Here is a 13,372-nt window from a genome sequence, read left to right on the forward strand (position 1 = left end):
ATGTTAATTAATCCGTATTCAAAGGCCTATTTTTTACAAAGTGCAGCACTTGTTTCGCAATTACCTAAAGATATGGGCTATGAGGTTGCATTTGCAGGGCGTTCTAATGCGGGAAAATCAAGCGCCTTGAATTGCTTAACAAATGTTAAACAATTAGCTCGCACGAGTAAAACCCCAGGCCGTACGCAGTTAATCAATTTATTTGCACTTGATGATGAGCGTCGGTTAGTTGATTTACCTGGCTATGGCTATGCTAAAGTTGCTTTAAATGTTAAGCAGGCTTGGCAACAAAATTTAGCGCACTATTTGGAAGTTAGACAATGTTTACGTGGTTTAATTTTACTAATGGATTGCCGACACCCATTAAAAGATTTAGATCAAATGATGATAGAGTGGGCAATTAGTAGGCAAATTCCAGTACATATTTTGCTCACTAAAGTTGATAAAATTAGCCGCAGTGAAGCTAAAAATACAGCGCTAAAGGTGCGTAAGCATTATGATTTGCTCCCAGAGCTAATCACGGTTCAGCTGTTTTCATCCCTAAAAAAAGAAGGCGTTGATGAATTAATTCAGGTATTGAATAATTGGTATCAGTGGCCTTAAGACTTAAGCTAAAAACAAAAGAATGTCATCATACTCATACTTAAGGCATGCTTGCACCTGAGCTTTTTGTATGATGAGATTTTTCTTTAAATAACTCTTCTATAGCCTGTGGATTAGCAAGGGTTGATAAATCACCCAGCTCCTCTAAGGCGTTAACACTATCACTTGCTATTAAACGAAGTACGCGACGCATAATTTTACCTGATCTTGTTTTAGGCAAATCATGAACCCATTGAATAGTATCAGGCTTAGCTATTGCGCCAATAGCTGCTTTGGTATTTTCAATCAGTGTGTCTTGTAATTTAGCACTGGGCTTACAACCTTCTTGTAAAGACACAAAGGCATAAATTCCTTGACCTTTGATTGCATGCGGAACGCCTACAACTGCAACTTCAGCGACATCAGGATGAGCAATAAGCGCACTTTCAATTTCTGCGGTGCCTAAACGGTGCCCAGAAACATTCAACACATCATCAATTCGACCACTAATCCAATAATCACTTTCTGCATCACGATGTGCGCCATCACCTGTTATATAATAGCCATTGTGAAAATAATTAGCGCGATAACGGGGATGATCACCAGCAATGGTTCGTGCCAACGAGGGCCATGGGTATTTAATAGCTAATATGCCCTCAGCAGCGCCAGCGATTTCATGATAATTTTCATCAAGCAATACCGGGTATATGCCTGGTAAAGGTTGACAAGCGCAACCTGGTTTAACTGTTTGCAATGTTTTATCTTGAGGGCTAAGCATGATACTACCTGTCTCAGTTTGCCACCAAGTATCTACAATAAGACAGCGCTTGGCGCCAACTTTTTCATAATACCAGAGCCACACTTCTGGGCTAATTGGTTCACCGACACTGCCTAGAAGTCGTAATGACTGTCGGCTGGTGTTATCTAACCATTGATCACCTGCGCGTTTTAAAGCACGAATAGCAGTAGGAGCCGTATAAAAGATATTGACCTGATATTTATCAATCATCTTCCAACAGCGTGCAGGATCAGGCCAGGTAGGAACACCACCAAATACTAACGTGGTAATCCCATTACAAAGTGGGCCATAAATTAAGTAGCTATGGCCAGTTATCCAACCTATATCAGCAGTACACCAAAAGACATCATCGGCTTTAGGAGCAAAAATTTGCTGGAAACTATAAGCGACTTGCACTAAATAGCCGCCGGTCGTATGGACTAAACCCTTTGGTTTACCTGTGCTGCCTGATGTGTAAAGAATAAAAAGGGGATCTTCTGCATCCATCATTTCTGGCGTGCAGTTTGCATCGACGGTAGCCTTAATATCGTGCCACCAGTAATTGGTTACCGGATCAAATGATACAGGCGCTTGGCTGTGTTTGATGACAAGCGTCTTTAAATTTAACGATTCGCTGGCCTCATCAGCATGTAATTTTAACGGAAATAGTTTACCACCACGTTGATAGCTATCACTGGTAATTAACAATTTACACTGTGATGCCTCTAATCGCTGTCTTAGTGCCGTGGCCGAGAAGCCTGCGAAAACTACGGTATGGATGGCGCCAATTCGCGTACAGGCAAGCATGGCCATAATTGCTTCAGGAATCATGGGAAGATAAATAGCAACAGTATCGCCTTTTTTTATACCTAATGACTTAAGTCCATTTGCCATTAAACAGACTTCTTGGTGGAGCTCAGCAAAGGTTAGTGATTTTTGTTCATGTTCATTATCACCTTCCCAAAGGATAGCAGTATGGTTCCCTTTAGTTGGTAGATGTTTATCTAAGCAATTAGCGCTAACGTTTAATTTGCCATTAATAAACCACTGTATGTTGCCTGAGGTAAAATCACCGCTACTCACTTTATCCCAAGGTGCCATCCAATCAACATATTGCTTAGCAAGCCCATTCCAAAAGCTATCTCGCTGTTCTTGCGTATCCATCATTTACCTTTTTATTGTTTTAATGATTGCTGAGAAGTCAAGTTGCCCAAAACCATCTTGATTAAACTGTTGATAAATATTTGTTGCTTGTTGGCCTAGCATTGTTTCTACATTAACTTTTTCAGCCGCTTGTTGGCTTAGCAATAAATCTTTCAGCATCATGGCAGCTGTGAAACCTGCTTGATAATCCTGATTGGCAGGTACCTGCGGGAGAATACCTGGCACAGGTACATAATGACTCAGTGCCCAACATTGACCGGACGAGCTATTGACTACTTCAAATAATTTTTCTGCTCTCAAGCCTAGTTTTTCAGCGAGTATAAACGCTTCAGAAATGGCAATCATTGAGATGCCTAAAATCATATTATTGCATATTTTAGCTGCTTGGCCGCTACCGGCCGGGCCGGTATGAAAAATGCGTTTGCCCATGGCTTCTAATAGCGGTTTTGCTTGCTCAAACGCTGTGTCTTGACCGCCTACCATAAATGTTAAGGTAGCGGCTTTAGCGCCAGTGACCCCGCCTGACACGGGCGCATCAATCATCATTAGGTGATATTGTTCTGCTTGTTGATTAAGATAATGACAAGTAGCAACATCAATGGTGGAACAATCAATATGTAAAGTAGACACTCCTGCTGCAGCATAAAGACCTTCTTCGCTAAGACAAACCTCTTTGACCTGCGCGCCTGTTTGCAACATGGTAATTATAATATCTTGTTGCTGGGCTGCTTGCCTTAAATGCGTTGCCGCAATACCACCTGCTGCTGTCAACTGATCTAATGCCGCTTGCTGTAGATCATAGCCTGTTACCTCATGACCTACTTTAATTAAATTCATTGCCATTGGCAGTCCCATATGCCCTAATCCCACGAATCCAATGCGAGCCATTTTTTCTCCAGCTAAATGTTGACAATCATGTGCATGCTAAGCCTTTAATTTAATGCGTGGGCATGATAAAGGCATTATGAGTACTTTTATTAACCGGCCACTTGCTAGTCACTGTTTTAAGCCGAGTATAAAAGTGAATACTCTCCACACCATGCATGTTTGTATCACCAAAAGAAGAATGTTTCCAACCGCCAAACGGGTGGCTTGCAACAGGCACAGGGATTGGAATATTGATACCAACCATCCCTACTTGAATACGTTGGCTATAGGTGCGCGCAGAATAGCCATCGCGAGTAAAAATTGCTGTACCATTACCATACTGGTGGCGATTAACTAATGAAATCGCTTCTTCAAAATCATTAGCTCGTACGATCACTAAAACAGGGCCAAAGATTTCCTGTTGATAAATTGACATTGATTCATCAACCTCATCAAAGAGAGTTGGGCCTAAGAAAAATCCCTGGGGGCAAGTTGGGTGTTTAAAAGAGCGACCATCTACAATTAATTTAGCGCCTTCTTCGACTCCTTTATCAATTGCTTGCAATACACGTTGTCGGTGCTCTTTGCTCACCAACGGGCCCATATCACAGCCTTGTGTGTCACCGGCATCAACTCGAATGGCTTGTATTAAAGGAACTAATTGATCTAATAAGCGATTAGCTGTGTCTTCCCCAACGGTGACAACAACAGAAATTGCCATACAGCGTTCACCCGCTGAGCCATAAGCAGCACCTACTATGGCATGCGCCGCTTGATTAATATCCGCATCAGGCATGACCACACAGTGATTCTTGGCCCCGCCAAACGTATGCGCACGCTTGCCATTAGCCGTCGCCGTTTTGTAAATAAATTCTGCTACGGGTGTCGAGGCAACAGCTGTAAAGGCGCTGATATCGGGGTGCTCTAAAAGGTAGTTCACGGTATTTTTATCACCTTGAACACAGTTAGCTACACCAGCCGGTAAGCCTGCGTCAGTAAGTAGTTCAAGTAAGCGCACGGGCGCAGAAGGGTCTTGTTCTGAGGGTTTAAGGATAAATGTATTGCCACAGGCAATTGCTGGAATCATCATCCAGATAGGCACCATCACTGGAAAATTAAACGGTGAAACGCCTGCACAGACGCCTAGAGGTTGTCTTAACGTATAACAATCAATATCGGTAGAAACATCTGGAGTAAAATAACCTTGTAGTTGAGTAATTAATCCACAATGTAATTCAACAACCTCAATAGCGCGCGCGACTGAACCTAAGGCATCATCAATTGTTTTACCATGTTCTTGTGTTACTAATTTGGCCAAATCTCGTTGATTTTTTTCTAGTAGATCGCGAAACTTAAACAAAATACGTGCGCGTTTTACAGGTGCTGTATTTGCCCAGTCAAGCCAAGCTTTCAGAGCAGTTTCAACGGCAAGGTCACAGATCTTTTTATCGGCTAAATTTACCTCGCCAATTGCTTCACCATTCGCTGGATTATAAAGAGTACGTGGATTTGCCGCATCATTGATTATTGTTTGGCCACCAATATAATGAGGAACTGTGTAAACCATTGTTAAACTCCTTTTAAGATAAGGTAAACTTCTTTCAAAACTGGTTATTGGGTAATTAAAACTTCATCACGTGTTCGCTTAATGTAATTAGGATTTAATAAGTAGTTTTGAAAGAAACCACCATTTATCACTCACAAAACGTTGCTAATGTTACATAATAATGGCGTTTATTATCAGCAAATTGTGAGCTACGTGCCTCAATAACTTCAAAGTGACTATGTTCTTCAGCTTTTTCAAGTGCCTTTGAAATTGCCTCATTAAGACTTTCTTCCGAAAAGCCTGTGTAATCACGTGTTTTGGAAATTATCATCCGTTAACCATCCTTTCGTTAATTGGAGAAATTTAGTTTAGCACGATAAACTTTGAATATCTTGTTATAAATTATTGACAAGAAATTGTGAAGTACCAGTATTTATTCAATAATAAAGAACCAATGCAGGCAAGGAAACGTAGCTATGGAAAAAACAATATTACGTGTTGCAGAGGAGATTGAGCTTACCAATACGCTATTAGATAGCCTAAAAGGTATCTTAGGATCAGATTTTGTAATTAAAAGGTATTCTACTAATGCATCTAGTGCGTCTAATTTAGAAAGTAGTTATTCAGAACGCATTAAAAGCTTATCTCAATCGTTTCAATTCATTGCCAAAGCAGTCCCATCACAAGCTAAAAAAGAGGAATTAAACGCTTACCTTTCATGGTGCTTAAATGCTTGTAATATAGAGTCAGGTAAGACCCTTCATGACTATGAGGATGTACTTGCTCGTTTTACTGCATTTCTTATAGATGGACTACTTGATTATTGGAAAGAATTTGCTTCTTTAGACGAAGCTGAAGCAAAGAAGCTCGCTATAGAAATGCTAAATAGGGCGGAGCAATACATTATTATGCAAGAGGGGCGCCCTAATCTTGCTACATTAAGTATGGAAACAACCTTTGGTGAGTCAAAATGCATATTACAGTGGGATAAGTCATTACCTCCTTATACAGAAGAGACTTTAAATGAGCTGCAGGCAATTAAAGAAAATAGCTTAGGGGTTACGCCTGAGTGGTTTAGAGAGCTTTCGCCTATCTCACAAATTTATATACACGCCAGTGAAGTGCAGCCATCAACAATAAATGCTTTAAAAAGTAACTTAACCATCTTAGAAGCGGCTTGGAAATATGTTAAAGCTAATATGGAACCTGCCCCTTTGCTTAAAGATTTAGAATCAATTGCTGAAGATAAAATTCCTGTCCCTAGTTGGTTTTCCCAACTATCAAATGGCCAGCAGCGAGTTTTTAGAGAATTAGCATCGAGGGCTGTCAAAGAGGGAATAGACTGCATTGATAGCCAATTTACTGAGATTAGAGATTCATTGGTACGGGTTGATTTAATTAATTACAAAGATGTTTGTAACCTACCTTATTGGTTTTTAAGATTACCAGCTTACGAGCAATTATTTTTAAAAAAGATTTTGTCAGAGTCAGAAAAGGTAGAAGATGTTGTCTCTTACTTGCCTAGCCGTTTACGTTCCTTACCTTTATTAGCTAATTTCGGCGAACATGAATTATTATTTTTATACCCTAATGGTAAGGTAAAAAAACTCGGTAAACCTCGGTTGCGATCAAGTCACTTAAGTTCACGAGATTTAGAGCGTGAGCCTGCTAATCTTGGTCAAGAGCATAGCAATCGAAATGTTAAGCAAATTTGTAAGTACCTTGGTGAAAGCCAAGCATTATTTATTCAAACGTTAATAAGCCCTATTGCTTTACCTAGCCAACTATTACCTGACCCTTTGTTAGATAAACACCGAAGGCATGCAACAGAGCGCCTACGTCGAGAGCTAAATGATATAGAGATTTATACAAGTAATCACCCTCTTAATGTTGCGAAATATGTGCTCCAAACAGGTTCTTATAATAAAGAATGCTTAGCGATATTAAATAGGGCACGCGAAGAACTATTAATTCATAATATCAATAAGCAAGTTGATCAATTAGGGATTGATAGTCAATTCACAAATCATATCTTGAGTCTTCTGGCTTTAGCCTATGCATACCCTAAAGCGTTTAACTCAATTAGGCAATTTATAAATAAGCCTAAGATGGCAGAAGAAGTCGGCTCTTTTGCTTATGATGATTTTATCAAGCAGGTTTTTAGCGAAAATGCTATTCCTGAGATTTTTAATTCAGATTTATGGGTTGAGCAGGAGCTTGATAGCAACAAAGTTAAACAGAGTCTTGATTATATAACAACCTTAAAATCTACTAAGCCTTTAGCTTTTAACTTAGCGACCCGGTTAACAGATTTAGCTCAACTTTACGCAGAATATTACAATGTTCTTAACTCAGGATATGGTACTGCAACCATATTTGATTATCGAGGAAGAGAATTATGGTTAAGTTCCCTTGAGAACTTAATCATGATGTATACCAACGGCCTAAGTTATGGCTCATGTGTAAGTGGTAAAGATAGGAAAGCGTTAGAGCTAATTCATACCGATGCCATGTTAATTTATCATGAAATTTATGGCGCCTGGCCAAGTTTTTTCGATGGCAAGGAAGCAAGAGAAAATTTTGAGCGTATTGTCTCCGATTTGTATGTTACTCGCCATGCGCATGTGCATGCAGCGCGTGGTGCTGACGGTGCTGCAGGTATTAAAACCCCATCTAATTATTTGCCCAAAGACATAACAGAGGGTATTAAGAAAAAAGCTGGTAAGCAGGCATTAGAAATTGATGATAGATTAGCAACGAATAATGAGGTAAGACGTATTGTAGGGCTTACCACTCACCTTAAACCTGGTTATGCACGCTGTGTTGTTGCTGCCATGCGTCTATCTGAACAAAACCAAGAGCAAATTTTAGAAAAAATTAAACTACTCATAGGCGAGAAGAGTTATTGGCAGAAACAGCTTAGTTATCGAATATTTGTTAATGCATCGCCTAAAGGAATTGCTAAAATACAACAAGTATTTGATGAAGTGGCAGTGCTAGAAGAATTACCTGCAGGAATTAAAACACGCATGCTTGCTGATATCTATCATACCGTTTTAAACAGACCAAAAGACTCAGAGCTAAGAAATGGCGGGACGAAAGCCTTATATAGCATTATATTAAATTTATACAATTCAACAGGCTCTAACACAGAAGCTAAGGATGCATTACAAAAATTACAGGAGATTAAAGCGAAATCATTTGAAGATAATATAAAAGATATAACGCATACTTTAACCTATTAAAAGGTTATTTTAGACCCAATAATTTTAGGAGGATGGTATGTTAAACCTTAATTATGGCATCATTTGTGACATTTTAATTAAAGCAAGGCAATTTCAAGCAAAAGAAGAAGTAAGTTTTCCTGAAATGACTGATGATATGGATGCCTCTTATGTCTTGGCTGATTATGCGGATGATTTAGTTTATCAAGAAGTAGTTGGTGCTATTAATAATCTAAGGCCTGATCAGCAGGCAACGCTCGTCGCACTCATGTATGTAGGTCGAGGGGATTACACTGTTGAAGAGTGGGGTGAGGCATTTGCTTTTGCCGAAGAAAGATGGACAGAGCAGACTGGAGAGTATTTATTATCAAGACCAACTATGCCAGACGACATAGAAAGAGGATTGGATGCTTTAAGTATAGCATGTGAGTAATAATGGCTTTGCTAAGCGCAACCACTACGTTAATAGGTGCTCAAGACCATAATAAAGTGTTTGCAATTCGCTTACTCGTTGACAGCAAAGAATAATACCGGGCATAAAAGACGCTCTATCAATACTATCGTGCATAAGAGTTAGGGTTTCTCCTGGGGCGCCAAATATAACCTGCTGCCTTGCCATAATACCTGGTAGACGTAGTGAATGAATAGTGATCCCTTGATGAGTTCCTCCACGTGCACCAGTTATTAATTCATGACTTAAGTATTCTGTTTGGGTCATTTTACGTGTGGCTGCAATCATTTCTGCTGTCTTCATTGCTGTACCTGATGGCGCATCAAATTTTTGTGGGTGGTGTGCTTCAATAATTTCTACGTCAGAAAGATAGCGCGCAGCGTAAGCTGCAAATTTCATCATTAATACCGCGCTAATTGAAAAATTAGGTGCAATAATACCGCCTAGTTTTTTTTCACTGCATAAGGATTCTAACTGTTTAATTTGCTTAAGGTTTAAACCTGATGTACCAATCACTGGATGGGCACCACTGTTAATAATAGTTAAAGTATTATCATAGGCACAATCCGCTCGGGTTAAATCAATGACTATCTGTGCTTTCGTGTTGACAATGGCGGTACTTAAATCATCATGACGTGATAAGGCGCCAACTAATTCAAAATCCGGGTGATTTTTGATTGTTTCACAAGCAAGTGAACCCATTTTACCACGCGCGCCATTAACGATAACACGAGTTGCCATAGATAACTCCTAAATCTAATAATTTTGTTAAGCGTGTAGTTTTAAGAAAATTAACGCGGTTTTTTCTTCTGCGCTAGCTGTTGGTTTTCTCGTATAATACGCATAGCCCACATGGTTGCAGGAGGCCAGCCAAATAAGGTAGCTTGCATAAATAATGCGACAATTGCACCACCTGGATTATCATAAATTAATAATACCAACCAAGGAAAAGCGAAAGCAAGAAAGCCCCAAAACAGTTTTCTTAACATTTTTAGGCACCTACCTGTTTAAATTAATGACTACTTTATAGATTACTAGGTAAACTATTTTAAAGTATATTATGTATTTCATAGAAATGAAAAGCTACGATCTTGTTATCGCTAAATTTTAAATGGCTATTATCGAGATTTTGTTTAAATAATTGCAATAACCCGCTAAGTATTGTACTTTAGGCAGGCATTTTTGCTGGTAAATTTAACTTGTCTTTTTACTATAGAACATAATAATTTTGCATTATGTGTTAGTTTAGCTTAACATCGCACAATATTTTCAAACATTGTACTTAAGTTCTTCAATCAAGGTATCAAGCATGAGAAGGCACGAACTTCATCCGCGCACGGCTGCAATTAATAAGGCACAGAAAAATCAATCTAAAAAAGCTAAAAGTGAAGCGTTATCATGGTTAGCCACTACGTTTCCACAGGCCTTTGACAATACAGTGCGTATTCGGCCTTTAAAGGCAGGGATTATGGATGATATTTTACAGCATGCAGATAAAGCAAGTAAATTAGGTATTTCCCGTAGTAAGATTAGAGAAGCTGTTGTTTTATTTACTCGAAGATTAGATTATTTAATTTGTTTAAAAACGAAAGAAATGCGTGTTGACTTAGAAGGAAACCCGGTTGAGCCTGTAACGGATGAGGAAGCTTTGCGTGCTGCAATTAAAATTAAAAAACGTATTGAAAAAAGTGTGCGCAACACGCGTAAACCCACCGATATTAAACCGTCTACTCAAGGTATAAGGCAAGTTAATAAATTACATCATCAGTTTACCCACGCCCCTACATCAAATGATAATCAACCTGATCTACACTATATTGAGCGTCCCCCGCTTTTTAATACCGCCAATAGCTTAAATACCTCGGTTAAGCCTACGGTAATCGTGAAACAAAAAACAACTCGCCAATATGACCCAAGTGCCATAGCTCGTTTAAAAGAAAAATTAGGTCTAGCCCGTAAAACTGAAAAAGAAACGTAAATTAGCAAATTTACTGTCTCCGCAGTTGGTAACAGATAGATGTAATTAACTCTTAGGTTTGCAGTTAAAAAAATGAATATTTGGATTGATGGGGATGCCTGCCCTAAGGCAATTAAACAAATTTTATTTCGAGCAGCTATAAAGCGTTGTGTTTATGTGACCATGGTTGCCAACCATTTTTCGCCTATGCCATCCTCGCCGTTTATTAAACGAATTATCGTTGAAGCAGGTTTTGATAGAGCAGATGACTATATTTTGGCGCATGTAAACGGTCGTGATCTTATAATTACCGCCGACATCATTTTAGCGCATCGCGCTGTTACCAAGCAGGCATTTGCACTTAACCCACGGGGCACGCTTTATTCAGCAAATAATATAAATCAGATTTTAAGTACACGTAATTTAAATGAATCGCTGAGAGAGAATGGCTTAATTCAAGGCGGATTAGATAAGCTTAGTACCAAAGAAATTCAAAATTTTTCTAACCATTTAGACCGACTCATCAGTCAATATGCAAAGCCTAGATAAATTGCCTGTTGCCAGTTGCAGAGATACTGTTTTTCGTGATTTAACTTTTATTTATTAACTTTAAAAAAATTAAAATTCTCATTGATATTACTTGCTTTTTTAAGTTAAATACGCGCAAAAAGCAGTCGCTAAAATCCCGCGCTTCAAGTCGCATGGGATGTGATAGTAATTTTAAATAGTCTAAAGTTGAGCGGTAAATATGATAGAAAATGATCCACAGTTAGATGCGCAAACCACAGTAATTATTTCGACACCTGGTAATGACGATGTACAGCAAGAAAACAGTCATTATGGTTTTGGTTGTTTTGAAACCGCAAATATTCCTCACCGCTCAAGTCAAGAAGATGCGATGGTTTGGCAAGTTATTAAACAAGATATGAGTTATCTTACGCCTGAGGATATAGGTAAGCGTTTGTGGACATCATACAAGTTAGTTGATGAGTCTTATAAAGAATTTGAAAAAAGCAATAAAATCCATAAATGTGGCTCAACAGCTACAACCACCGTTTTTGATGGCAAAGATAATCTGATTACAGCAACATTAGCAGACTCAGCTGCTTTTGTCGTTGTGTATAATGAACAGGGGAATGTTAAAGCCGTTAAGCGTTTAAACTCAGTGGTACACCATCCTACCGATAAGAAAGAAATTGAGCGCATCATTAAATTAGGGGGGGTAGTTATAAAAGGAAGAGTAGATAGCCAAGTTAGTTCCTTAGCAGTATCGCGCGCACTTGGAGATTACGGTTATCTAGGAAGAAATAAGCAAAAATTAATTTGCTCTGATGCGACGATTGATATTTTGCATCTACCTACTTTTTTAGAAAGCCAGGGGATAAATGCAACCTCTGCAATAAAAATTCAAGTGATTACCGCATGTGATGGTTTTACGGATGCAGCTGGCAAAAATCAATCTCGACAAAAGCATGAAGCGTATTTACATGATGTTTTATCAAGTTTAAACGATGGTAAACCTGGCCAAAAATCAGAAGCTGAGATCGCTAAGTACTTAGTGACTCGGGCAAAAGAAAAGTCGACTGATAATATTTCTGTTAGTGTCCAAAGCCTTAAGGAAGGCACCGCTGTTTTACTAGGGGTTTATGATGGCCACGGTGGCTCTGCAGCTGCACATTATGTCGCTAAGCATATCGGTACTGAATTTCTTAAGCAGTGTGCATTTGGTCAAGAAGCTTATGGTTGGCAAGAGCTAAGTACCACGGCTAAGAACGATATTTTTATACGTGATAATCCTTGGGCTATTCCGGTAAAACCAAATAATGAAGCTCAGGCTAAAAGCATATTAAATTTTAATCAATTAAAAGCTCAAAATTATTTCTTTATTTTTAGCTATAAAACATATGAGAAGAAATTAATCCGAGTGCCTACTAAACTTTATGATATTAATTTACTTCCAGCCATTACTGAAAGTGAAAAAGAGCAGCACCTTTTTACTGACAATGATTTTATTATTCCAGCGACAGATAAGAGAATGATTAAAGCAAAACTCGGTAAGCTATATGTAGAATATTCAAAGCACGCCAATAATTTTATTGTAAAAATTCAATTAATCGATAAAGAAAACCATAATCTCTACGTGCTTTTAAATTTGAAAAAAGTAAATGAGGGATATTTAACGTTAGAAAATATACTGCCTATTGAATACACTAATTATAGTGATGGTTTCTCCTTGAATTGGGCTTTGAGTAGCAGGCAGCAAGAAGAATTTAATCATGCCTATGAAATAAAACAATTCTTAACGAAATTAATGAAAGGTCAAGATATTTCTGCTCAGGAGCGATTTAATTTTGAATGTCACTGCCAAAAACTTTTTTTTAATCAACCAGATCTTCAAGACTGTTATAAGCAGCTACAAAAATCACTTAGTAAACTTAAGCCAGCTCAATTTAAGCCTGAGCTTTTTGATCAACAATTAAGTGAACTCACTAGCAGCAGTAGTTCACTCGAGGTGCGAAAAGTTCGCTATGTTGAAGAGCTAGGAAAAGCACTACAGGAAAAAAAATTATCAATGGATGATTTAAAAAAATTAGCGCTTTATATTTCGAATAATCCTTCCCACCTGTTGCAGGAAAGAAAAGGTGTTGGTACGTTCTTTAATGCTAGCTCAGCCCAAGTTGATTTAGTGAATAAGCTAATGGCAATGGCATTCTCAGAGAAGCAATTGTTAGCCAATGCGCCCGAAGCAGGCTTAGAAAACCAAGCAGTCAGTCAAGCGGGCCGTTTTTGGTAATGGGTATAG

The 13,372-nt window shown here is 38.6% G+C and carries 12 protein-coding genes; 6 read left to right on the forward strand and 6 right to left on the reverse strand.

The features are described from left to right. Complete coding sequence (gene yihA / locus DYE47_RS00795) at positions 1-603, forward strand: ribosome biogenesis GTP-binding protein YihA/YsxC (protein ID WP_115301450.1); 603 nt, start codon at positions 1-3, stop codon at positions 601-603. A 40-nt stretch (positions 604-643) separates the two neighbouring features. On the opposite strand, the gene acs is transcribed toward yihA, so the two are convergent. From acs to DYE47_RS00815, 4 genes are all read right to left on the reverse strand, one after another. Continuing rightward, a complete protein-coding gene (acs, locus tag DYE47_RS00800) occupies positions 644-2,527 on the reverse strand; it encodes an acetate--CoA ligase (RefSeq protein ID WP_115301451.1) in 1,884 nt (627 codons plus the stop codon). Next, positions 2,528-3,412, reverse strand: a complete 885-nt coding sequence (gene mmsB, locus DYE47_RS00805; RefSeq protein ID WP_115301452.1) for a 3-hydroxyisobutyrate dehydrogenase — start codon at positions 3,410-3,412, stop codon at positions 2,528-2,530. Positions 3,413-3,461: 49 nt separating this feature from the next. Then, positions 3,462-4,958 (reverse strand): CoA-acylating methylmalonate-semialdehyde dehydrogenase, encoded by a 1,497-nt coding sequence (locus DYE47_RS00810; protein ID WP_115301453.1) that lies wholly within the window; start codon positions 4,956-4,958, stop codon positions 3,462-3,464. Between the two features lie 127 nt (positions 4,959-5,085). Then, positions 5,086-5,268 (reverse strand): hypothetical protein, encoded by a 183-nt coding sequence (locus DYE47_RS00815; RefSeq protein ID WP_115301454.1) that lies wholly within the window; start codon positions 5,266-5,268, stop codon positions 5,086-5,088. A 145-nt stretch (positions 5,269-5,413) separates the two neighbouring features. Between DYE47_RS00815 and sidP the strand changes: the two genes are divergently transcribed. Next, a complete protein-coding gene (sidP, locus tag DYE47_RS00820; RefSeq protein WP_115301455.1) occupies positions 5,414-8,182 on the forward strand; it encodes a Dot/Icm T4SS effector PI-3-phosphatase SidP in 2,769 nt (922 codons plus the stop codon). Positions 8,183-8,219: 37 nt separating this feature from the next. Continuing rightward, entirely contained in the window at positions 8,220-8,594 is a 375-nt protein-coding gene (locus tag DYE47_RS00825) for a DUF3775 domain-containing protein (RefSeq protein ID WP_115301456.1), read from the forward strand. A 24-nt stretch (positions 8,595-8,618) separates the two neighbouring features. Here DYE47_RS00825 and dapB read toward each other — a convergent pair whose 3' ends face one another. Next, complete coding sequence (gene dapB / locus DYE47_RS00830) at positions 8,619-9,353, reverse strand: 4-hydroxy-tetrahydrodipicolinate reductase (RefSeq protein WP_115301457.1); 735 nt, start codon at positions 9,351-9,353, stop codon at positions 8,619-8,621. A gap of 50 nt (positions 9,354-9,403) precedes the next feature. Next, entirely contained in the window at positions 9,404-9,601 is a 198-nt protein-coding gene (locus DYE47_RS00835; RefSeq protein WP_115301458.1) for a hypothetical protein, read from the reverse strand. A gap of 320 nt (positions 9,602-9,921) precedes the next feature. On the opposite strand from DYE47_RS00835, the gene DYE47_RS00840 reads away from it, so the two are divergent. The 3 genes from DYE47_RS00840 to DYE47_RS00850 all read left to right on the forward strand — a co-directional run bounded on the left by DYE47_RS00840 (position 9,922) and on the right by DYE47_RS00850 (position 13,363). Continuing rightward, entirely contained in the window at positions 9,922-10,590 is a 669-nt protein-coding gene (locus DYE47_RS00840) for a ProQ/FinO family protein (protein ID WP_115301459.1), read from the forward strand. Positions 10,591-10,662: 72 nt separating this feature from the next. After that, positions 10,663-11,118 carry a YaiI/YqxD family protein gene (locus DYE47_RS00845; protein ID WP_115301460.1) on the forward strand — a complete coding sequence of 152 codons (456 nt, stop codon included), beginning with the start codon at positions 10,663-10,665 and terminating at the stop codon, positions 11,116-11,118. Positions 11,119-11,317: 199 nt separating this feature from the next. Next, positions 11,318-13,363, forward strand: a complete 2,046-nt coding sequence (locus tag DYE47_RS00850; protein WP_115301461.1) for a PP2C family serine/threonine-protein phosphatase — start codon at positions 11,318-11,320, stop codon at positions 13,361-13,363. Positions 13,364-13,372: the final 9 nt, after the last annotated feature.

The sequence above is a fragment of the Legionella beliardensis genome (assembly GCF_900452395.1).
Taxonomy (GTDB): Bacteria; Pseudomonadota; Gammaproteobacteria; order Legionellales; family Legionellaceae; genus Legionella_C; species Legionella_C beliardensis.

Excerpts from the sequence above, each read along its gene's own strand:
- yihA (WP_115301450.1), top strand. The coding sequence starts at position 1 with ATGTTAATTAATCCGTATTCAAAGGCCTATTTTTTACAAAGTGCAGCA.
- acs (WP_115301451.1), bottom strand. The coding sequence starts at position 2,527 with ATGATGGATACGCAAGAACAGCGAGATAGCTTTTGGAATGGGCTTGCT.
- mmsB (WP_115301452.1), bottom strand. The coding sequence starts at position 3,412 with ATGGCTCGCATTGGATTCGTGGGATTAGGGCATATGGGACTGCCAATG.
- DYE47_RS00810 (WP_115301453.1), bottom strand. The coding sequence starts at position 4,958 with ATGGTTTACACAGTTCCTCATTATATTGGTGGCCAAACAATAATCAAT.
- DYE47_RS00815 (WP_115301454.1), bottom strand. The coding sequence starts at position 5,268 with ATGATAATTTCCAAAACACGTGATTACACAGGCTTTTCGGAAGAAAGT.
- sidP (WP_115301455.1), top strand. The coding sequence starts at position 5,414 with ATGGAAAAAACAATATTACGTGTTGCAGAGGAGATTGAGCTTACCAAT.
- DYE47_RS00825 (WP_115301456.1), top strand. The coding sequence starts at position 8,220 with ATGTTAAACCTTAATTATGGCATCATTTGTGACATTTTAATTAAAGCA.
- dapB (WP_115301457.1), bottom strand. The coding sequence starts at position 9,353 with ATGGCAACTCGTGTTATCGTTAATGGCGCGCGTGGTAAAATGGGTTCA.
- DYE47_RS00835 (WP_115301458.1), bottom strand. The coding sequence starts at position 9,601 with ATGTTAAGAAAACTGTTTTGGGGCTTTCTTGCTTTCGCTTTTCCTTGG.
- DYE47_RS00840 (WP_115301459.1), top strand. The coding sequence starts at position 9,922 with ATGAGAAGGCACGAACTTCATCCGCGCACGGCTGCAATTAATAAGGCA.
- DYE47_RS00845 (WP_115301460.1), top strand. The coding sequence starts at position 10,663 with ATGAATATTTGGATTGATGGGGATGCCTGCCCTAAGGCAATTAAACAA.
- DYE47_RS00850 (WP_115301461.1), top strand. The coding sequence starts at position 11,318 with ATGATAGAAAATGATCCACAGTTAGATGCGCAAACCACAGTAATTATT.